An 18,064-nucleotide genomic window follows, 5' to 3' on the forward strand; every position below is an offset into this window, starting at 1 on the left:
GCGGGACCTGAAGATCAGGCGCGCTCGCAGAGCCGGGCCGGCGGGGTCCGGGCGGCGCGCCGCGCGGCGATCCACTCCTGCGCCTGCACGATGATCATCCCCGCCAGCACCAGCACGCCGCCCAGCAGGAACTCCGAGGTCAGCGCGTCGCCGAGCAGCACCACCCCGCTCGCGACCCCGAAGACCGGCGTCATGAAGCTGAGCACCCCGAGGCGCGACGAGCGGTAGACCTGCATCAGGCGGAACCAGGCGAGGAAGCTGAGGCTGCAGACGATCACCGTCTGGAACGACAGGCTCGCCAGCACGGCGGGCGTCGGCACCAGTGAAAGCCGCCCGGTCAGCGCGCAGAAGCCGAGCGCCGCCGCGCCCGCGACCGAGAGCTGGTAGAAGAGCGTCTGCGCGGGCGGCGCCACCGAGACGCGGGTGGTGCGGATGACCACGGTGGTCAGCCCCCACGACAGGCCCGCGCCCAGCCCCAGCAGATCGCCGAGGATCATCCCCGGGGTCAGCCCGGCACCGCGGCCGCGCAGCTCGGGCAGCACGAAGATCGCCACCACGCCGAGAAAGGCAATCGCGACCCCGAGCCATTGCACCGGCACCATGCGCTCGTCGGGCTGCGCGACGTGCAGGCCGATCGCGGCGAAGATCGGCGCGGTATAGAGAAACACCGCCATGTGCGAGGCGGTGGTCCAGCGCAGCCCCTCGGCGACGAGCAGGAACTCGAGCGCGAAGAGCGATCCCGCGAGCAGGCCGGGACCGAGGAACAGCCCGCCGTGCCAGCGGTCGCGCAGGATGATCCGGCTCAGCCCCAGCACGATCACAGCCGCGAGCACCGAGCGCAGGCCGATCTGCAGCATCGGGTCGACCGAGGCCGCGACCATCTTCATCGCGCTCTGCTGCAGCCCCCAGATCAGGCACAGCAGGACCATCACGGCGATGGCGGTGGTATCAATCGGTCGTTTCATGGGGACACTCGGTCAGGCTTTTCATGCCGCCTATCTAGTCTGGCGCATGGCATGTATATAGCGAGATGACGCCAATCTATAGTGCCGGACGGCCAAGCATGACATCCCCGCACCTGCGCCATCCCCCTTTCCGCGACAAGCTTCCCGCGCCGATCTATTTCCGTCTCGAGAAGATGCCCGCCAATGCCACCTACCCGGTGATGCGGCACGCCTGGGGAGAGTTCGTCTATTCCTTCAGCGGCGTGACCGAGCTGCGGCTGGCGGGGCAGCACCTGCTGGCGCCGCCGCACATGGGTTTCTGGATCCCGCCCGGCGTGCAGCACGTCGGGTTCAACCGCCGCGCGGCGGTGCATTTCTCGGCCTACATCAGCGAGGATCTCTGCGGCGCGATGCCGGAGCGCACCTGCTCGCTGCTGGTGACCCCGCTGCTGCGCGCCATCCTCGACAGCCTCGCCGAGACCCGGTTCACCAACACCGAGGCGCAGTCGCGCCTGCTGCGGGTGATGGTCGACGAGCTGGGAAACTGCGCAACCGCCGACAGTTTCGTGCCCGAAAGCGCCGATCCCGTGCTTGCCCCGCTGCTCGAGGCCCTGCGGGACTCCCCGGCGGATGCGCGCAGCAACGCGCAGCTGGCAAGAGCCTTCGGGCTGAGCGAGCGCACGCTCGTGCGGCGCTGCACGCAGGAGCTCGGCATGTCGCTCAGCGAGTGGCGACAGCGCGTGCGGGTGGTCCGCGGCATCTCGCTGTTGCAGGAGGGCCAGAGCGTCGAGAGCGTGGCGCTGGATCTGGGCTATGGCACCGCCTCGGCCTTCATCGCCATGTTCCGGCGGATCACCGGCAGCAGCCCGGCGCGGTTCGTCGGACGATAGGGTGCCCCTGCCCTCTCAGGCCAGCCGGGAGGCGCCGATGACCTGCGTGCCCGGCTGCCCGGCCGCGAGCCCCTCGACGAGCGCCTCGGCCACGCGGTCCGGCCGGCTCATCCGCCAGCGCCTCGGCAGGACGGGCCCGAGCAGGCCGAGGGCCAGCTTGCCGAGGTCCTCCGACGGCCTGCGCTCCGGTCTCGACCCGCCGAGAAGCCCCGGGCGCACGATCGTCAGCGAGGCGTAGCCGATCTTCGAAAGGTCGCGCTCGAGCTCGCCCTTGGTCCGCAGGTAGAAGGACGTTCGCGCGCCGGGGTCGGCACCGAGCGACGAGGTCAGCGCAAAGCGCGACGCGCCGCCCTCATGCGCCCGCCGGGCGAGCGCGAGGTTGAGCCCGTGGTCGATGGCCCGGAAGGCCTCGCGCGAGCCGGCGATCCGCTGCGTCGTGCCAAGCGCCGAGATCACCCCGTCGACCGAGAACCAGTCCGTTCCCGGGGGCAGATCGCCGAGGTCGACAACCGGGTTGGTCAGCTTCGGATGTCCCGGCAGGGGCCGGCGGGTCAGCGCCACGACCTCGGCGAAGCGCGGCTCGGCCAGCGCGCGCTCGAGGACCAGCCTGCCGACCACGCCGGTGGCGCCGATCAGCAGGACACGCAGGTTTTCCGTCGCCATGGCAGTCCTCCTGACGGGCAGCTTCGGTCCGGCGGGCGGCAAGGTGCTCACCGAATGTGGCACCCGGGCCCTACGGCGAACAAGCCAGTCAGGACCCGGACCACCCGGAAGGGTGCGCCGGTCGGCAGGTAGGTGGCAAGCAGCCGCGACATGCTCGGGACGAAGGAGAGGGCGTGGATGCAAGAAACCGAGGGCGCTGCGGGCGGAAGCGGCGGATTTCGTGGCAAGCTCCATGGCGAAGGATCGGGCGGACGGGGCCGGGTCTGCCGTCTCCGGTTCGGGTCCGCACCGACAGCGCGGCGGAGCCGGGCGCGCCGCTGGCCACCTTCCTCGGCCAGAGCCTCGGCTGGCCCGAGACCTACCTCGCGATGCCCGGCATCGGCCTGCTCGCCTTTCTCGCCATCCTGCGGCTGGTCCCGGTCGCGCCGGCGCTCTTCGGGATCGGCATGACCCTCGGCAACGTGCTGGGCGGCCGCATCGCCGACCGGGCGCCGTCGCGGCGCATTGTGCCCGGCTTCGGCGCGGCGGCCGGGGTGCTGCCGTCGGGGGCGGGGCTGCTGGTCTTCGCGATCGCCTTCCGCCTGCACCGGAGCGCCTGACAAGCCTCCGCGCCCCTTCCTGCGAATGAGTGTCATTATAATCTATTGAAAATATTTGACTTTCCACCACAGCCTCACCATATGGACGCCATCGGGGAGTAGCGACCGCCCTCGTGGCGGAGGCACGTCAACATACTCGCGCAGAAGTCGCGTGGCGTGTCTGACCCAGCGGGTTTTGCAAGACCGTGGCGACGGAACTCTGCGGGCGGAGTCCCTCCATCGCCCGGATCAGCCCCGAGGAAACCACGCATGTCTCCATTCTCGATCGGCGTTCTCGCCGTCTCCATGTCCGTCGACGCCTTCATCGCCTCCATGGGCAAGGGCACGGCGGGCCCGCGTCCCAGCCTCGCGATGACCCTGCGCACCGGGGCGATCTTCGGCGTGGTGGAGGCCATCACCCCGCTGGTCGGATGGCTCGCCGGGGTTGCCGCCTCGCAGGCCGTCGCCGAGGTCGATCACTGGATCGCCTTTGCCCTGCTCGCGGGGGTCGGCATCCACATGGCGCTGCAGGCATGGACCCGGGCCGAGGACGCGCCGCGCGCCGCCTCGCTCTGGGCAACCGTGGTCACCGCCATCGGCACCTCCATCGACGCCATGGCGGTCGGGGTCTCGCTGGCCTTCCTGCAGGTGAACATCCTCGTCATCGCCCTCGCGATCGGCGCGACGACGATGGTGATGAGCTCGACCGGCCTGATCCTCGGCCGCTACATCGGCGCCCGCTTCGGCCGGATCGCCGAGACGCTCGGGGGCGTCGCGCTGATCGCCATCGGGGCGATGATCCTCCGCGACCACCTCGGCGGAGCGGCCTGACCGCCCGGCGCAGGACGGGGCCGGCACGGGCGGGCCCCTGCCCGGGCCCGCGTCACCTGTCCTCGGCATGCCCCGGCGCGGCGCCGGTGATCTCGCGCCCGGCGCGGCGGTACCAGTCTTGGATACCATCCCAGATCTCGCCCGCCTCCTCGGCGTACCAGAAGAGGTCGCGGTCCTCGGGGTCGATCACCCCCTCCTCGACGAGGAAGTCGACGTCGAAGGCGCGCCGCCAGTAGGCCTCGCCGACCAGCACCACCGGCACCGGCAGGATCTTGCGGGTCTGGATCAGCGTCAGCGTCTCGAAGAGCTCGTCCATCGTGCCGTAGCCGCCGGGGAAGACCACCAGCGCCCGGGCGCGCTTGAGGAAGTGCAGCTTGCGCAGCGCGAAATAGTGGAAGCGAAAGCAGAGGTCGGGGGTGAGATAGGGGTTCGGGTACTGCTCGTGCGGCAGGGTGATGTTGAGCCCGACGCTGCGCGCCCCGGCCTCGCGGCTGCCGCGGTTCGCCGCCTCCATGATCCCCGGCCCGCCGCCGGTCACCACCACCAGCCGGTTGCCGTGCTGGCCCTCCTGCTCGCCGACGATCCTGCCGAAGGCGCGCGCGACCTCGTAATAGGCGCTCTTCGCGGCGATCCGCCGCGCGATGGCGAGGCAGCGGGCGAGCTCCGGGTCCTGCGGGGCGCGGGCCAGCGCCGCCTCGCGCGCCGCCACCTCGGCAAGGGCGCGGGCCGGCTCGGGAATGCGCGTCGCGCCGAAGACCACGATCGCATGGGCGATGCCATGCACCTGCAGCAGCGTCTCGGCCTTCTGGTAGTCGAGCAGCAGCCGCACCCCGCGCATGTCGTCCCGGTCGAGGAACTCGACGTCGTGGTCGCCCTCGCGGTAGCCGGGGCTCGCCATGATCCGGCGCACGAGATCCGGCGCCCGCGCGTCCTCGGCCGCGGGCTTGGGGACGCACCAGGGCAGGTCCACCTGCCGGTCCGGGGCCGGGGTTCCGGAGGCCGGGCCCCCGGCGCTGTCATCGGTCATCGGTCTTCCCCCCTTCGCTCACCGCGCCGGCGTGCTGCCGGTCGCGAGCTCCATGATTTCCTCGGTGATCGCGTCCTGCCGCAGCCGCCGGGCCTGCCCGACCAGCGTCTCGAGCGAGCCGGTGACATTGTCATGCGCGGCGATCATCGCGCGCATCCGCGCCTCGTTCTCGGCGGCGAAGGACAGCATGAGCGCCTCGCTGATCTCGGCAAAGACGTATTCCTCGACCAGCCGCGAGAGCAGCTCCTCCGGCGGCAGGGTGATCCGCGGCTCGAGCGCCGTGCCGGGATGCGGAAAGCGCGAATAGTCGAAGGGCACCAGCTGCTTGCGCGTCACCTCGTAGCCCCCCGCCCCGCCCGGCGCGGCATGGAGCAGCGTGACCGAGCTTGCCCGCCCGTCCGAGACCCGCGCAAAGACCGCCTCGGCGATCCGCCCGGCAAGGTGCGGCGTGCGCGCCGGGTGGGCGATCATCGGCGCGACCCAGCTCGTGGCGATGCCGTAGTCCTGCGCCACCGCCAGCCCGCGGTCGCCGACCAGCAGCACGTCGGCCCCGCCCCGCGCGCCCTGCAGCGCCTCCCGCGCCGCGTCGAGCACCCGTGCCGAGAAGCTGCCGGCAAAGCCCTGCTCGGCGCAGAGCACGATGAAGAGCGCGCCGCCGCCGGGCGCGGCCCCCGGCGCGGCGCGGTCCTGCGGCACGAGCGCAAGGGCCTGCCCGATGGCCTCGCCGATGGTGGCCGCGTAGAGGCGGATCGCGCCGAGGTGCCCCTGCGCGTCCTGCAGCCGCGAGGCGGCGATGCCGCGCATCGCGGCGATCACCGCCGAGAGCTTGTGCACGGTGCCGATGCGCGCCTCGACGTCAGCCAGGGTGCCGCTCATCCGCCCGCCTCCGCCGCGCCAAGCTCGGCCACCAGCCCGGCCACCAGCGCGACCAGCGCCGCGCGCTGCGTGTCGTCCAGCGCGCCGGTCTGCTGCACCGCCGTCGCCGCGTCGCCGCCCTCCGCGTCGATCCGTCCCGGCAGGCGCCGGCGCAGCTCGGGCAGCAGCTCTGTCCGCAGCGGGTCGAGCCTGCCCTCGGCCAGCGCCGCCAGCAGCGCCACCTGATCGACCAGCCGCAACCCCGCGTAGCGCGGCTGGCTCAGCAGCGCCCGGATATGCTCGCCCCGGGTGATCTGCGCCGTCACCCGGCTGCTCGAGATGCCGCCGAAGCGGGTGAACATCTCGAGCTCCTGGAACTGCGCGTAGTCGAGCCGCACCCGGCCCGACACCGCCCGCAGCGCCGGGGCCTGCGCCTTGCCGCCGACCCGGCTCACCGACAGGCCGACATCCACCGCCGGGCGCTGGTTCGCGGCGAAGAGGTGGGAGTCGAGCACGATCTGCCCGTCGGTGATCGATATGAGGTTGGTCGGGATATAGGCCGAGAGGTTGCCCGCGTCGGTCTCGGCGATGGGCAGCGCGGTGATCGAGCCGCCGGTCTCGCGCGGCAGTTTCGCCGCCCGCTCGAGCAGCCGCGCGTGAAGGTAGAAGATGTCGCCCGGGTAGGCCTCGCGCCCCGGCGGCTCGCGGGTGAGCAGCGCCAGCTCGCGGTGGGTGGCGGCGTGGCGCGTGAGGTCGTCGATGACGATGAGCACGTCGCGCCCCGCGTCGCGGAAATGCTCGGCCATGCTCATCCCCGCAAAGGGCGCGATCCACTGAAGGCCGGGCGCGCTGCCCGCGCCGCCGACGACGAAGATGCAGCGCTCTGGCGCGCCATGCTCGCGCACCGCCGCGATGACCCGCTCGACCGCCGTGGCGCGCTGGCCGACGGCGACGTAGATGCACACGACGTCGGTGTGCTTCTGGTTGACGATCGCCTCGACCGCGAGCGCGGTCTTTCCGGTGGCCCGGTCGCCGACGATCAGCTCGCGCTGGCCGCGGCCGAGCGCGAAGAGGCTGTCGACCACCAGCACCCCGGTCATCAGCGGCTCGGAGACCAGCGCGCGGTCGATGATCCCCGGCGCGGGGCGCTCGATGGGCAGGGTGCTGACCGTCTCTGGCACCGGCCCGCCGTCGATCGGCCGCCCCAGCGGGTCGAGGATCCGCCCGAGCAGCGCCTCGCCGACCGGCACCCGCACGACGTCGCCGGTGTCGGTCACCTGATCGCCCGCCTCGATCCCGGTGACGTCGTCGAAGAGCACGGCGTCGATCGCGTCGGCGTCCAGCGCCTGCGCGAAACCCGTCTGTCCGCCGCCGAAATGCAGCAGCGCGCCAAGCGGGGCGTCGGGCAGGCCGGAGACCCGCGCGATCCCGTCCGCCACCGAGATCACCCGGCCGATGGGTTCCGCCTCGGGCGCCAGCTCGGTGCGCGACAGCGCGGCGCGGCCCTCGCGCAGCCAGCCGGCGGAAAGCTCCTCTGCGCTCCGGTCAGCCATGTTTCAGCAGCTCCTGCCGGATGCGGTCGAGATCGGCGCGGAGATGGTTGCGCACCACGGCGTGCGGCGCGTCGAGCTCGAGCCCGGCGATCAGCCCCGGATCGACGGTGAGCGCAAGATCGATCTCGCGCCCGAGGACCTCGGCAAGGCGGGCCTTGAGCGCGCCGATCTCGTCGGCGCTCATCGCCGAGGCGGCCCGCACCGGCACGGGCCCGGCCGCGCCCAGCCCGTCCCGCGTCTGCTCGGGCAGGTCCGCCACCGCCCCGGCCAGCCCCGCGATGAAGCCCGCGCTGCGGCCCTCTTCGGGCATCCGGCCGAGCAGGCGGCGCGCGATGTCGATGGCGAGATCCGCCGCCTCGTCCTGCAGGGCGCGCGCCGCCTCGGCGCGGCTGCGCAGGGCCTCGGCCCCGGCCTCGGCGCGCAGCTGCGCGGCCTCCTTGCGCGCCTCCTCGAGCAGCTGGCGCCTGGCATCCTCGGCTTCCTGCTGCGCCCCGGCGAGCAGACCCGCGCGCCGCTCGGCGACGGCGGCATCCCCGGCCCGTGCCTCGGCCAGCGCGGCCTCCGCCTCGGTCCGCGCGGCGCGCGCGTGCTCGAGCGCATCGGTCGCCGCCGCCTGCCGCTTCTCGAGCATCCCGGACACCGGCCGGAACAGGAAATGCGACAGGATCCACAACAGGACCAGGACGTTGACCGTCTGAAGTCCCAATGTCCACCAGTCGAAGCTCATCGCCCGGCCCGCCTCAGACGAAGGGGTTGGCGAAGAGCAGCAGCAGCGCGATCACCAGCGTGTAGATCGCCATGGTCTCGATCATCGCGAGCCCGACGAAGAGCGTGCGGCTGAGCGTGCCCGCGGCCTCGGGCTGGCGGGCGATGGCGTCCATGGCGGCGGCCACGGCGCGGCCCTCGGCCAGCGCCGGGCCGATGGCCCCGAAGGACACGGCGAGCGCGGCGGCAAGGATGCTGACGATCTGGACAAGGTTTGCGGTCATGGGCGGGTCTCCTTTGCGGATGGGACGGGCGGCTCCTGCTCGCCCACGGCGGCGCCGATGAAGACGGTGGCGAGCACGGCGAAGATGTAGGCCTGGACGGCGCCGGTCAGCAGGTCGAGCGCCATCAGCGGGATCGGCACCAGCAGCCCGGCCAGCGACAGGATGATCCCGACGACGAAGACGCCGCTCATCACGTTGCCGAAGAGGCGCACGATCAGCGAGAAGGTGCGGGTGATCTGCTCGACCACGTTGAGCGGGATCATCACCCAGGAAGGCTCGGCGAAGGTGGCGAGATAGCCCCTCAGCCCCTGCGCCGCGATGCCGTACCAGATGGTCGCGGCGAAGACGATCAGCGCCAGCGCGGCATCGGTCTCGAGCCGGGCGGTGGGCGGCTCGACGCCCGGCACCAGCGAGGACCAGTTGGCCACCAGCACGAAGAGGAAGATCGTGCCGATCAGCACGCGGAACGGCGCCGGGTCGCGCTGCATCGTGTCGCGCACCTGCGCGTCGACCGCGGTGACGAAAAGCTCGAGCACGGTCTGCATCCGGCCCGGGGTCAGCGACAGGCGGCGCGTGGCGAGCCAGGAGCCGAGGGCCAGCAGCACGAGGATCGCCCAGGTCACCACCACCGGCGCGGTGATCGGCACCGGCCCGAGGCGGAACAGCGGCTCGAGGGAGAGCGGGCTGTCCATCACGGCGCCGTCCGCACCCGGCGCAGCATCACCTGCCGCGCCAGCAGCAGGCCCGGCGTGCCCGCCAGCAGCGGCAGCGCGCCGAGCAGCGCGAGCCCCGCCAGACCCGCCGCGAGCAGCGCGAGGCGGCCAATTTGCAGCGTGAGCGCGCGCCAGGCCGGGCCCGCTCCGAGATAGAGTGCCGTCACCCGCCGCAGGCTGGCGAAATGCCAGAGCCCCAGCGCGAAGCCGAGGCAGAGCGCGAGCGGGCCAAGCACGAAGGGCGTGTCGAGAAAGGCGGGAAGGCTCATTGCTTGTGCATCCATTTCCAGGCGGCGTGGAAGCCGATCGCGGCGCCGATCATGATCCCCGGCGCGGTGAAGAAGACCCCGGTGCCGAAGGCGCGGTCGGCGACGCGCCCCAGCACGACCCCCAGCAGGGTCGGCACCACCACCGCCCAGCCGAGGATGCCGATCTGCCCGAGCCGCGCGCCGAGCGAGGGCTCGGGCGTCTCCTGCCCCAGCTTCTCGCGCTCGGCCGAGCGGCGCGCCGCCTCGGCCACGTGGTTCCTGTGCTCCTCGGTCATGGCGCCTCCCCTCCCGGTGCGCGGCCCGCGAAGGGCCCGGCGGCCGGACCCGCCGGGCGCCCCGGGCGCAGGTATTGCATCAGCTGGCGCACCGCGCTGGCATGGAGCCGCATCTGCTCGACCCGCTCGCGCCGGTCGGCGTCGGCATCGGCGGCGCGCAGGGTATCGACCTCGGCCTCGAGCGCGTGCAGATCGTCGCCGAGCACCCCCTCGCGGCAGGCCACGGCGACATGCGTTCCGTTCTCCACCGTCAGCAGCCCGCTGCGCAGGGCGCAGAAACGCAGCCCGCCGCCGGCACTCCGCCAGCGCAGCACCGAGGCGGGCAGGACGGTCAGGAACTCGGTGTGGCCGGGCAGGATGCCGAAGCCGCCGCTGCGGTCCTCGGCCCGCACCGAGGTGACGCCGGTCTCGTCGACGAGCACGGTCATCGGCGTGGTGACGGTGAGATGCAGCCCGCTCATGCCGCGTCCCTCCCGGCGGCCTGCTTCTGGCGCGCCTCGTCCAATGTGCCGACCATGTAGAGCGCCGCCTCGTCCCAGTCGTCGCACTCGCCCGCGAGGATCGCCTTGCAGCCCCTGATGGTCTCGTCGACGGGCACCGAGCGGCCGGGGATGCCGGTGAAGGCCTCGGTCACGGTGAAGGGCTGGGTGAGGAAGCGCTGCAGCCGCCGCGCCCGCTCGACGATCTGCCGGTCCTCGCGGCCCAGCTCCTCCATGCCGAGCAGCGAGATCACGTCCTGCAGCCCCCGGTAATGCTCGATCGCCCGGCGCACCTCGTTGGCGACGCGCACGTGCTCCTCGCCCAGCACCAGCGGGTCGAGCAGGATCGAGGACGAGGCGACGGGGTCGATCGCCGGGTACATGCCGTCGGCCGCCATGGCGCGCGACAGCACCACCATGCTGTCCACATGCGCGGCGATGGTGGTGACGGCGGGGTCGGTGAAGTCGTCGGCGGGCACGTAGACCGCCTCGACCGCGGTGACCGAGGCGGCGCCGGTCGAGGCGATGCGCTCCTGCAGCTCGGCCACCTCCGTGCCGAGCGTCGGCTGGTAGCCCACCCGCGACGGCAGCCGCCCGAGCAGGCCCGAGACCTCGGCCCCGGCCTGCACGAAGCGGAAGACGTTGTCCATCAGCAACAGCACGTTGCGCTGCGCCTCGTCGCGGAAATGCTCGGCGATGGTCAGCGCGGTCAGCGGCACCCGCCAGCGCGCACCGGGCGGCTCGTTCATCTGGCCGTAGACCAGCACGGTGCGGCCCAGAACCCCGGCGGCGGTCATCTCGACCAGCAGCTCGTGCCCCTCGCGCGAGCGCTCGCCGACCCCGGAAAAGACCGAGATGCCCTCGTAGCTCGCGACCATGGCGTGGATCAGCTCCATCACCAGCACCGTCTTGCCGACCCCCGCGCCGCCGAACATCGCCGCCTTGCTGCCCTGCGCCAGCGGGGTCAGCAGGTCGAAGACCTTGATCCCGGTGTGGAACATCTCGGAGGCCCCGGCGCGGGCGCGGAAGGGCGGCGGCGGGCGGTGGATGGGGCTGCGCTTCACGTCCGGCGGCAGCTCGCCCTTGGCGTCGCCGGGGCGGCCGGTGACGTCGAGCAGCCGGCCCAGCACCGCCTCGCCCACCGGCACCTCGACCGGCCCGCCGATCCGCTCGGCCCGCGCGCCGCGCCGCAGCCCGGCGGTGTCCTGCAGCGCGATGCCGCGCACGGTGGCGGCGTCGAGATGCGCCTGCACCTCGATCATCACCCCGCCGCCGTCCGCGCGCCGGATCCGCACCGCCTCGTCGATCTTCGGCAGGGCGGCGCCGGCGAAGCGCACGTCGACCACCGCGCCGCGGATGGCGACGACCTCTCCGTCAGGTTCGATGTTCCGGGCACCCATGCGCATTCCCCGCCGCGAGCTTCCTGCCCAAGCGTAAGGGATTCGGGGCGCGCCACCTTGCGCCGTGTCAAATTTCCCGCGCTGCCAGCGCCTTGCCGCCGGAAATTCGATCAACTTGCCTTGAGCTTTGCGACAGCGCACCGCGTCACGGGATTTCCCGGCGCATCAGGAAGTCGTGTGCGCCGCCCGCGAGGCTTTCCCGCGGCACGCCGCTTGCGGCATAGTTCCGGCGGGAGGACCTAGCCATGATAGACGTCAAGGACACCGGGGAGCACGGCATCCTCGAGCTGCGGATGACCCCGCCGGTCACCGACACCGACTACCGCGAGCACCTGATGCCCGCGCTCGATACCGCCCTCACGCGCGGCGACCGGCTGCGGCTGCTGGCCATCGTCGAGGCGCGCCCGTCGGAATTCACCCTCGGCGCGATGGTGCAGGACGCGCGGGCGGGGCTCAAGCACTGGCGCGGCTTCGACCGCATCGCGCTGGTGAGCGACGACGCGATGCTGCGGACCGCGGTGGGGGGCTTCTCGATCTTCATGCCCTGCCCCGTCGCCACCTTCCCGATGAAGCAGGCCGACGACGCCCGGCGCTGGCTGCGCGAGAGCCTCGGCACGATCCAGCAGGAGGATCTCGGCGACGGCATGCTGCAGGTCCGCTTGCGCGGCAAGGTCGACAGCGCCGCCTATGACGACGCGATCGGGGATCTCGACAGCTTCTTCGCCCAGCACGACACCATCCGCCTGCTCATCGACCTGCGCGACTTCGACGGCTGGCAGGGGCTCGACGCGCTGAGCGACCATTTCCACCTGGTGCGCGGCCATGCCAAGCGGGTGAAGCGCGCCGCCATCCTCGGCGACGCCGGCTGGCAGGAGATGGCGGTGCAGATCGGCAAGCGCGCCTTCGGGCTCGAGGCGAAGTATTTCCCCGCCGGCGAGATCGAGGCGGCCAAGGCCTGGCTTGGCGCCTGAGCGCGGCTAGGGCCCGAGCCGGCCCTGCACGCGCGACTTGACCTCCTCGGGCTCCTCGCCGAGCGCGCGCATCAGCGCGCGCAGGTCGTTGCGCGTGCCGTGCAGCTGGTCGACGAGCTGCATCACCAGCCCCAGCGCGTCGTCGTTCAGCTCGAAATCGTCGCAGAGATCGCAGAGCAGCTCCATCCGCGCGATGTCGACCTGCCGGTAGACCGCGCGGCCCCCGGCCTCGGCGGGCAGGATCACCTCGGCGCGCAGGAAGCGGACGAGCCGCGCGTGGTCGAGCCGCCCGACCGCGGCGATGGCTTCCTCCTCGGAATAGAAGATGCTGGTCATGGTCAAACCCTCATGCCCTTGCGCGGATCGTAGCCATGGCGTTTGCGCCACTCTTCCATGAACGCCGCAAGCTCGGCATCCACGGTCTTCGGCATCACCACCTGCAGCTCGACCCGCTGGTCCCCGGCGGGCCGTCCCGCCGCCGCGACGCCGCGCCCGCGCAGGCGCAGCACCTGGCCGCTGCTGGCCCCCTTCGGCACCGTCACCATCACCGGCCCGGCGATCGTCGGCACCTCGACCTTGGCCCCCAGCACCGCCTCGTAGAGCGTGACCGGCAGCACCATCACCACGTCGTCGCCATCGCGCGTGAACACGGCATGCGGCTTCACCGACAGCGTCACGTAGGCATCACCCGGCGCACCGCCGCCATGGCCCGGCCCGCCCTTGCCGCGCAGCCGCAGGGTGGTGCCATCCGCGACGCCCTTCGGGATCTTCACCTCGAGATTGCCGCCGCCCGGCAGGGTGATCCGCATCGCGCCGCCGTTCGCCGCGTCGAGGAACGGCACCTCGAGCGCGTATTGCGCATCCGCCCCGCGCGCCCGGAAGCTGTAGCCGCCGTAGCCCTCGCCCGGCCCGCCGGACTGGCGGCGCAGGAACTCGGCGAAGATGTCGGCCTCGTCGCCGAACCCCTCGTAGCGCGGGCCGCGGCGGTAGGGATTGTCCGCGGCTTCGGCGAAATCGCGGTAGAAGCGCCGCTCCTGCGGCCGCTCCTGCCCGCTGGCGTCGATCTCGCCGGCGTCGAACCTTGCCCGCTTCTCGGGATCCTTCAGCAGCTCGAAGGCCGCCCCCGCCGCCTTGAACCGCGCCTCGGCGGCCGCGTCGCCGGGGTGCAGGTCGGGGTGGCTCTCCTTCGCGATCCTGCGATAGGCCTTCTTGATCTCGTCCGCGCTGGCGGTCTTCGCAACGCCAAGCACGTCATAGGGATTGTCGCTCATCGCCGCTCCACCGGTGAGTCCGCTCCCGGCAAGTAGAGCGACATCCGGCCCGTGCCGCAACCGGCTGCGCGCGTGCCGGGGCCGCGCATTGATCCCGATCATGTCGCCGCGGGCGGCGCGGTGGCAGGCTTGCCCGGCGGCCGGCGGCCCAAGTGGGTCTCTGGAGGGGCCCCGCACCGGCCCGGCCGCCCGAGGGGAGGACAGACGATGAAGCTCTCGTTTCACGGCGCCGCGCGGCAGGTCACCGGATCGTGCCACCTGATCGAGGCGGCGGGCCGGCGGATCCTGATCGACTGCGGCATGTTCCAGGGCGCGCACGAGCTGCACGACGAGAACGCCGCCCGCTTCGGATTCGATCCCGCCGCGATCGACATGCTGCTGCTGACCCACGCGCATCTCGATCACTGCGGGCGCATTCCGCTGCTGGTGAAGCGCGGCTTCTCCGGCCCCATCGTCGCCACCGCCGCGACGCGCGACCTTGCCCGGCTGGTGATGATGGATTCCGCGCACCTGCACGAGGAGGAGGCGCGCCACAACCGCCGCAAGGGCCGCAAGGGCGGGCATTACGACGCGCTCTACGACCGGCTCGACGCGCTCGACGCCGTCGGGCTCTTCGGACGGCCCGCGCGCTACGGCAAGGAGATCGAGCTCTTCCCCGGCATCACCGCCACCTACTTCGAGGCGGGCCACATCCTCGGCTCGGCCTCGGTCCTGCTCGAGATCACCGAGGGCGCGCGGCGGCGCAGGCTGCTCTTCTCCGGCGACATCGGGCCGGGCGGGCGCGTGCTGCTGAACGACCCGGACCCGCCGAGCGACGTGGACGTGGTGGTGATGGAGACGACCTACGGCGACCGCGACCACCGCTCGCTCGAAAGTTCGGTCGACGAGTTCTACGCCGCGATCCGCGCCACGCAGGCGCGCGGCGGCAACGTCATCATCCCGACCTTCGCGCTCGAACGCGCGCAGGAGCTGCTGTGGTACCTGCGCGAAGGGCTCGAGCAGGGCCGGATCGACCACGGGCTCGATCTCTACCTCGACTCCCCCATGGCGATCTCGGCCACGCGGGTCTTCGGGCGGCACCCCGAGGCGCTGGGGCCCGAGGCGGCGCGGATGATCCGCTCCGGGCGGGATCCGTTCCAGCTGCCCGGCCTTCACTTCACCGAGGAGGCGCGGGACTCGATGGAGCTGAACGAGATCCGCTCCGGGGCGGTGATCATGGCGGGGTCGGGCATGTGCACCGGCGGGCGCGTGCGCCACCACCTGCGCCACAACCTCGCCCAGCCCGAGTCGAGCGTGATCTTCGTCGGCTTCGCCGCCGAGGGCACGCTGGCGCGGATCATCATCGACGGCGCGACGCGGGTGAAGCTCTTCGGCGACGAAATCCCCGTGCGCGCGCAGATCCACACGATCAACGGCTTCTCGGCCCATGCCGGACGCCGCCAACTCGCGGACTGGCACGGCCGGCTCGGCATGCCGGAGAAGACCTTCCTCGTGCATGGCGAGATGAAGGCGATGGAGGCGCTCGCCCCGGAACTGCGGACAGGGTCGGTGACGCTGCCGCGGCTCGGCGAGGCCTTCGAGATCTAGGCGCGGCTCAGGGCCGGAAGAGCGCCGCCCCACCGCAGAGGATGGCGAGCGCCGAGACCGGCGCAACCCGCAGCCCCAGCCGCGCATTGCCGGTGAAAAAGCTGATCCCCGTCTTCACCACGAGGTTGACCGCGACCGCGATGAAGATCGCCACCGCCCCCTCGAAGGCCGGCATCTCCTCTCCGACCAGCCGCGAGACCGAGATGGTCAGCGCGTCGACGTCGGTGATCCCAGAGAGCGCCGCCGCCGCGTAGACCCCCTCGGTGCCGAGCCAGAGCCGCAGGTAGTGCACGCCGAGCAGCACCGCCGCCAGCACCGCGCCGAAACCGAGCGCGGTGGACAGCTCGAGCGGGTTGCCGATGCCCTCGAGCCGCGCCCCCTCCCCCGCGTGCCGGCCCGCGCGCAGGTAGAGAAACGCCGTGCCGAGGAAACCGACCGCCGCCATGCCGCCCATCGGCAGCGCCAGCTGCGGCAGCAGCGCGGGCTGGAACATCGCGGCGAGCACCAGCACCCGCAGGAAGGCGACCGAGCCTGCCGCCACCGTCCCCGCCGCCGCCATCGGCGCGAGACCCGGCTGCGCGCGCACCACCCGCGCCAGCGCCAGCGTCGTCGAGGTCGAGGAGGCGAGCCCGCCGCAGAGCCCGGTCAGCAGCATCCCGAGGTTGGCGCCGCCGAGCCGGATCGCCACGTAGCCGAGGAACGACAGCCCCGCGACCACGACCACCGCCCACCACAGCTCGTAGGGGTTGAGCACGCCGCCGGGCCCGTAGCCCCGGTCCGGCATCAGCGGCAGGATCACCACCGAGATGACCGCCAACTTGATCACCGCCGAAAGCTCGGCGCTGTCCATGCCCGCCACCCAGCCGTGCAGCCGGGTCTTCATCGACAGCAGCAGCGCGACCACCACCGCGGCGGCGGCCACCGGGGCCTTCTCGCCCAGCACCGCCGCGGCGCCGAGCACGACCACCAGCAGCAGCGCGATCTCGGTCGTCAGCCCCGCGTCGCCGCCCTGCCGCACGCCGATCCAGTAGCTTGCGGCCAGCAGCAGCGTCAGGCACAGCAACACCGCCGCCAGCACCACCGGCGAGCTGAGCCCCGCCAGCCAGCCCGACACCGCGCCGAGCAGTCCCGCGATGGCGAAGGTCCGCACCCCCGCCACCCGCGTTCCCTCGGCGTCCATGCGCCCGCTCCAGCCGCGCTCGAGGCCGATCAGCAGGCCGATCGCCAGCGCAAGGCCGAAGCGTTCAAAGATCTCGATCGTCGTCATCGCCGCCGCACGCACTGGCCCCTGCACCGGATCTGCCCATAGCAGGAACCGGCGCGGATTGCAGCCCGGCACCGCCCCGGCATTTCGCCGCGGTGCAAAGAAAAACCCCGCCGGAGCTGGCTCGGGCGGGGTCGTCGTCTGGATGGTGCCGGATGGTGTCCGGGGGTCAGGACGAAGCTGAAAGCTCCAGCCGGTCCCGCTGGATGGAGATTGCCTCGAGCAGAAGCTCTGGGTCCTCGCCCGCGGGGCAGATCCGCTGGGCGATGTCGAAATCGGACAGGCCGCACTGCAGGAGCTGCGCGACGGTGTTGGCTTGTTCCCGGTTGAAAATACCCATGAAAAAGGTCTCCTTCTCTTGTTGCCCGGACATGGCAATGCCGATTGGGCGCGGGGTGTCGTCCAGTGGCGAAGGTTGATTGTCCGGGTGACCGCCGGTCAGACCGGCAGGAGCACCCTGATAGCACAAACAGCGAACTTCACCAAGGCGTTTTCCGCGGAAATCCTGCCGCGGGACTCCCTAACATTCCGGTAACCCGTCGCGAGGTCAGTGGCGCCCGGTCCGGGGCGCCCCGGCGCCGCCGCGCAGCGCCGTGCGGAAGGCATCCGGCGTCATCGCGGTCTGGGCCTTGAAGACGCGGGTGAAATGGCTCTGGCTGGAAAAGCCGCAGGCCATGGCGATCTCGATCAGCGGGGTCCGCGTGGCCAGCAGCGCCCGCGCCCGCTCGATGCGCCGGCGGGTGATCCAGCCCTGCAGCGTGAGCCCGCGCGAGGCGCGGAACATCCGGTGCAGGTGGAAGGGAGAGAGCCCGGTCAGCCGCGCCAGATCCTCGAGCCGGATGCGCGCCTCGAGATGGGCGTCGATCCACTCGTCGATGCGGCGCAGCTGGTGCCCCGACAGCCCGCCGCGCAGCACGACCGAGCGCGGCCCGAGATGGGCGACAAGCTCGGCCAGCGCCGCGTCGGCCAGCATCACGTCGCCCTCTGCCGCCGCCCGCGCGAGCGTGGCGAGCGGCGGCGCCAGCAGCGGCATCTCGGCAAAGGTCAGCTCGGGCAGGTCGAGCCTGCGGGCGTCGCAGTCGTGGGTCTCGGCAAAGGCCCCGCGCAGCGCGTCGTCGGGCATGTAGAGATGCACGAAGCGGAAAGGCGTGGTGATCTCCCATTCCGAGCTCTGCCCCTCGGGCATGATGCAGACCGCGCCGGGCCGGCCGCTCACCGCGCCCGCGTCGAGCCGGCGCGTGCCGGTGCCGCCGTCGAGGTAGAGGCTGAACACGTGGCCGCGCGGCGCGGTGTAGGAGATCCGGTCGTCGCGGTTCTCCCAGACCGCGATGCCGCCCCCCGCCCCGAGATCCATCGAGGCGGCGAGACGGGCGGCGGGCGAGCCCTCGAGAAAGGTGCGGACGGTTGCGGTCATGGCGCCCTGATACCGCGCCGCCCGCCCGCCGGGAATAGCGCCACGGCGGGCGCCCGCATTTGACCGCAAGATCGTGCAACGCGCCGGGCCG

General features: G+C 72.1%; 22 protein-coding genes. 5 read left to right on the forward strand and 17 right to left on the reverse strand.

Annotated elements, in window-relative coordinates:
- Nucleotides 1-14: 14 nt before the first annotated feature.
- A complete protein-coding gene (locus PVT71_RS25020; protein WP_353476215.1) occupies nt 15-965 on the reverse strand; it encodes a DMT family transporter in 951 nt (316 codons plus the stop codon).
- A 98-nt stretch (nt 966-1,063) separates the two neighbouring features.
- On the opposite strand from PVT71_RS25020, the gene PVT71_RS25025 reads away from it, so the two are divergent.
- The gene (locus PVT71_RS25025) at nt 1,064-1,834 is read left to right on the forward strand and encodes a helix-turn-helix transcriptional regulator (RefSeq protein WP_353476216.1); all 771 of its coding nucleotides are present in this window, start codon (nt 1,064-1,066) and stop codon (nt 1,832-1,834) included.
- Between the two features lie 15 nt (nt 1,835-1,849).
- On the opposite strand, the gene PVT71_RS25030 is transcribed toward PVT71_RS25025, so the two are convergent.
- Entirely contained in the window at nt 1,850-2,482 is a 633-nt protein-coding gene (locus PVT71_RS25030) for an NAD(P)H-binding protein (RefSeq protein ID WP_353476284.1), read from the reverse strand.
- Between the two features lie 188 nt (nt 2,483-2,670).
- Here PVT71_RS25030 and PVT71_RS25035 point away from each other — a divergent pair, with 188 nt between their 5' ends.
- Both PVT71_RS25035 and PVT71_RS25040 read left to right on the forward strand, forming a co-directional pair.
- A complete protein-coding gene (locus PVT71_RS25035; RefSeq protein ID WP_353476217.1) occupies nt 2,671-3,096 on the forward strand; it encodes a hypothetical protein in 426 nt (141 codons plus the stop codon).
- Nucleotides 3,097-3,345: 249 nt separating this feature from the next.
- The gene (locus PVT71_RS25040) at nt 3,346-3,906 is read left to right on the forward strand and encodes a manganese efflux pump MntP family protein (RefSeq protein WP_353476218.1); all 561 of its coding nucleotides are present in this window, start codon (nt 3,346-3,348) and stop codon (nt 3,904-3,906) included.
- Between the two features lie 52 nt (nt 3,907-3,958).
- Here the strand turns inward: PVT71_RS25040 and PVT71_RS25045 are convergent, their stop codons facing one another.
- From PVT71_RS25045 to atpD, 10 genes are read right to left on the reverse strand one after another with little or no spacing between them, the layout of a single operon-like run.
- Nucleotides 3,959-4,933, reverse strand: coding sequence for a TIGR00730 family Rossman fold protein (locus PVT71_RS25045; RefSeq protein WP_353476219.1), 975 nt, complete (start codon nt 4,931-4,933; stop codon nt 3,959-3,961).
- Between the two features lie 18 nt (nt 4,934-4,951).
- Nucleotides 4,952-5,809 (reverse strand): FoF1 ATP synthase subunit gamma, encoded by an 858-nt coding sequence (locus tag PVT71_RS25050; RefSeq protein ID WP_353476220.1) that lies wholly within the window; start codon nt 5,807-5,809, stop codon nt 4,952-4,954.
- Nucleotides 5,806-7,341, reverse strand: a complete 1,536-nt coding sequence (locus tag PVT71_RS25055) for a F0F1 ATP synthase subunit alpha (protein WP_353476221.1) — start codon at nt 7,339-7,341, stop codon at nt 5,806-5,808. The genes PVT71_RS25050 and PVT71_RS25055 overlap by 4 nt, the downstream gene beginning before the upstream one ends.
- The gene (locus PVT71_RS25060) at nt 7,334-8,068 is read right to left on the reverse strand and encodes a F0F1 ATP synthase subunit delta (protein WP_353476222.1); all 735 of its coding nucleotides are present in this window, start codon (nt 8,066-8,068) and stop codon (nt 7,334-7,336) included. The genes PVT71_RS25055 and PVT71_RS25060 overlap by 8 nt, the downstream gene beginning before the upstream one ends.
- 13 nt (nt 8,069-8,081) lie before the next feature.
- Nucleotides 8,082-8,330 (reverse strand): F0F1 ATP synthase subunit C, encoded by a 249-nt coding sequence (locus tag PVT71_RS25065; RefSeq protein ID WP_353476223.1) that lies wholly within the window; start codon nt 8,328-8,330, stop codon nt 8,082-8,084.
- Nucleotides 8,327-9,022: a F0F1 ATP synthase subunit A gene (locus PVT71_RS25070; RefSeq protein WP_353476224.1), complete on the reverse strand. Its 696-nt coding sequence runs from the start codon at nt 9,020-9,022 to the stop codon at nt 8,327-8,329. Before PVT71_RS25070 ends, PVT71_RS25065 begins: the two co-directional genes overlap by 4 nt.
- Complete coding sequence (locus tag PVT71_RS25075; RefSeq protein WP_353476225.1) at nt 9,022-9,312, reverse strand: ATP synthase subunit I; 291 nt, start codon at nt 9,310-9,312, stop codon at nt 9,022-9,024. The genes PVT71_RS25070 and PVT71_RS25075 overlap by 1 nt, the downstream gene beginning before the upstream one ends.
- Nucleotides 9,309-9,587 carry an AtpZ/AtpI family protein gene (locus PVT71_RS25080; protein ID WP_353476226.1) on the reverse strand — a complete coding sequence of 93 codons (279 nt, stop codon included), beginning with the start codon at nt 9,585-9,587 and terminating at the stop codon, nt 9,309-9,311. Before PVT71_RS25080 ends, PVT71_RS25075 begins: the two co-directional genes overlap by 4 nt.
- The gene (locus PVT71_RS25085) at nt 9,584-10,048 is read right to left on the reverse strand and encodes a F0F1 ATP synthase subunit epsilon (protein ID WP_353476227.1); all 465 of its coding nucleotides are present in this window, start codon (nt 10,046-10,048) and stop codon (nt 9,584-9,586) included. The genes PVT71_RS25080 and PVT71_RS25085 overlap by 4 nt, the downstream gene beginning before the upstream one ends.
- Nucleotides 10,045-11,466 (reverse strand): F0F1 ATP synthase subunit beta, encoded by a 1,422-nt coding sequence (gene atpD, locus PVT71_RS25090; RefSeq protein WP_353476228.1) that lies wholly within the window; start codon nt 11,464-11,466, stop codon nt 10,045-10,047. Before atpD ends, PVT71_RS25085 begins: the two co-directional genes overlap by 4 nt.
- A gap of 245 nt (nt 11,467-11,711) precedes the next feature.
- Between atpD and PVT71_RS25095 the strand changes: the two genes are divergently transcribed.
- Complete coding sequence (locus PVT71_RS25095) at nt 11,712-12,437, forward strand: STAS/SEC14 domain-containing protein (RefSeq protein ID WP_353476229.1); 726 nt, start codon at nt 11,712-11,714, stop codon at nt 12,435-12,437.
- 6 nt (nt 12,438-12,443) lie between these two features.
- Here PVT71_RS25095 and PVT71_RS25100 read toward each other — a convergent pair whose 3' ends face one another.
- Both PVT71_RS25100 and PVT71_RS25105 read right to left on the reverse strand, forming a co-directional pair.
- The gene (locus tag PVT71_RS25100) at nt 12,444-12,773 is read right to left on the reverse strand and encodes a hypothetical protein (RefSeq protein WP_353476230.1); all 330 of its coding nucleotides are present in this window, start codon (nt 12,771-12,773) and stop codon (nt 12,444-12,446) included.
- A gap of 2 nt (nt 12,774-12,775) precedes the next feature.
- Nucleotides 12,776-13,708 carry a DnaJ C-terminal domain-containing protein gene (locus PVT71_RS25105; protein ID WP_353476231.1) on the reverse strand — a complete coding sequence of 311 codons (933 nt, stop codon included), beginning with the start codon at nt 13,706-13,708 and terminating at the stop codon, nt 12,776-12,778.
- Nucleotides 13,709-13,915: 207 nt separating this feature from the next.
- Here PVT71_RS25105 and PVT71_RS25110 point away from each other — a divergent pair, with 207 nt between their 5' ends.
- Nucleotides 13,916-15,295: an MBL fold metallo-hydrolase gene (locus PVT71_RS25110; RefSeq protein ID WP_353476232.1), complete on the forward strand. Its 1,380-nt coding sequence runs from the start codon at nt 13,916-13,918 to the stop codon at nt 15,293-15,295.
- A gap of 7 nt (nt 15,296-15,302) precedes the next feature.
- On the opposite strand, the gene PVT71_RS25115 is transcribed toward PVT71_RS25110, so the two are convergent.
- From PVT71_RS25115 to PVT71_RS25125, 3 genes are all read right to left on the reverse strand, one after another.
- Nucleotides 15,303-16,562 carry an MgtC/SapB family protein gene (locus tag PVT71_RS25115; RefSeq protein WP_353476233.1) on the reverse strand — a complete coding sequence of 420 codons (1,260 nt, stop codon included), beginning with the start codon at nt 16,560-16,562 and terminating at the stop codon, nt 15,303-15,305.
- Between the two features lie 166 nt (nt 16,563-16,728).
- Nucleotides 16,729-16,899: a hypothetical protein gene (locus PVT71_RS25120; protein ID WP_353476234.1), complete on the reverse strand. Its 171-nt coding sequence runs from the start codon at nt 16,897-16,899 to the stop codon at nt 16,729-16,731.
- A gap of 207 nt (nt 16,900-17,106) precedes the next feature.
- Nucleotides 17,107-17,973, reverse strand: coding sequence for an AraC family transcriptional regulator (locus PVT71_RS25125; RefSeq protein ID WP_353476235.1), 867 nt, complete (start codon nt 17,971-17,973; stop codon nt 17,107-17,109).
- Nucleotides 17,974-18,064: the final 91 nt, after the last annotated feature.

Origin of the sequence: Salipiger sp. H15 (genome assembly GCF_040409955.1) — a bacterium.
Lineage (GTDB): Bacteria > Pseudomonadota > Alphaproteobacteria > Rhodobacterales > Rhodobacteraceae > Salipiger.

Bases quoted from the DNA above. Each gene is read 5' to 3' on its own strand.
- PVT71_RS25020 (WP_353476215.1), bottom strand. From the start codon at position 965: ATGAAACGACCGATTGATACCACCGCCATCGCCGTGATGGTCCTGCTG.
- PVT71_RS25025 (WP_353476216.1), top strand. From the start codon at position 1,064: ATGACATCCCCGCACCTGCGCCATCCCCCTTTCCGCGACAAGCTTCCC.
- PVT71_RS25040 (WP_353476218.1), top strand. From the start codon at position 3,346: ATGTCTCCATTCTCGATCGGCGTTCTCGCCGTCTCCATGTCCGTCGAC.
- PVT71_RS25045 (WP_353476219.1), bottom strand. From the start codon at position 4,933: ATGACCGATGACAGCGCCGGGGGCCCGGCCTCCGGAACCCCGGCCCCG.
- PVT71_RS25050 (WP_353476220.1), bottom strand. From the start codon at position 5,809: ATGAGCGGCACCCTGGCTGACGTCGAGGCGCGCATCGGCACCGTGCAC.
- PVT71_RS25055 (WP_353476221.1), bottom strand. From the start codon at position 7,341: ATGGCTGACCGGAGCGCAGAGGAGCTTTCCGCCGGCTGGCTGCGCGAG.
- PVT71_RS25060 (WP_353476222.1), bottom strand. From the start codon at position 8,068: ATGAGCTTCGACTGGTGGACATTGGGACTTCAGACGGTCAACGTCCTG.
- PVT71_RS25065 (WP_353476223.1), bottom strand. From the start codon at position 8,330: ATGACCGCAAACCTTGTCCAGATCGTCAGCATCCTTGCCGCCGCGCTC.
- PVT71_RS25070 (WP_353476224.1), bottom strand. From the start codon at position 9,022: ATGGACAGCCCGCTCTCCCTCGAGCCGCTGTTCCGCCTCGGGCCGGTG.
- PVT71_RS25075 (WP_353476225.1), bottom strand. From the start codon at position 9,312: ATGAGCCTTCCCGCCTTTCTCGACACGCCCTTCGTGCTTGGCCCGCTC.
- PVT71_RS25080 (WP_353476226.1), bottom strand. From the start codon at position 9,587: ATGACCGAGGAGCACAGGAACCACGTGGCCGAGGCGGCGCGCCGCTCG.
- PVT71_RS25085 (WP_353476227.1), bottom strand. From the start codon at position 10,048: ATGAGCGGGCTGCATCTCACCGTCACCACGCCGATGACCGTGCTCGTC.
- atpD (WP_353476228.1), bottom strand. From the start codon at position 11,466: ATGGGTGCCCGGAACATCGAACCTGACGGAGAGGTCGTCGCCATCCGC.
- PVT71_RS25095 (WP_353476229.1), top strand. From the start codon at position 11,712: ATGATAGACGTCAAGGACACCGGGGAGCACGGCATCCTCGAGCTGCGG.
- PVT71_RS25100 (WP_353476230.1), bottom strand. From the start codon at position 12,773: ATGACCAGCATCTTCTATTCCGAGGAGGAAGCCATCGCCGCGGTCGGG.
- PVT71_RS25105 (WP_353476231.1), bottom strand. From the start codon at position 13,708: ATGAGCGACAATCCCTATGACGTGCTTGGCGTTGCGAAGACCGCCAGC.
- PVT71_RS25110 (WP_353476232.1), top strand. From the start codon at position 13,916: ATGAAGCTCTCGTTTCACGGCGCCGCGCGGCAGGTCACCGGATCGTGC.
- PVT71_RS25115 (WP_353476233.1), bottom strand. From the start codon at position 16,562: ATGACGACGATCGAGATCTTTGAACGCTTCGGCCTTGCGCTGGCGATC.
- PVT71_RS25120 (WP_353476234.1), bottom strand. From the start codon at position 16,899: ATGGGTATTTTCAACCGGGAACAAGCCAACACCGTCGCGCAGCTCCTG.
- PVT71_RS25125 (WP_353476235.1), bottom strand. From the start codon at position 17,973: ATGACCGCAACCGTCCGCACCTTTCTCGAGGGCTCGCCCGCCGCCCGT.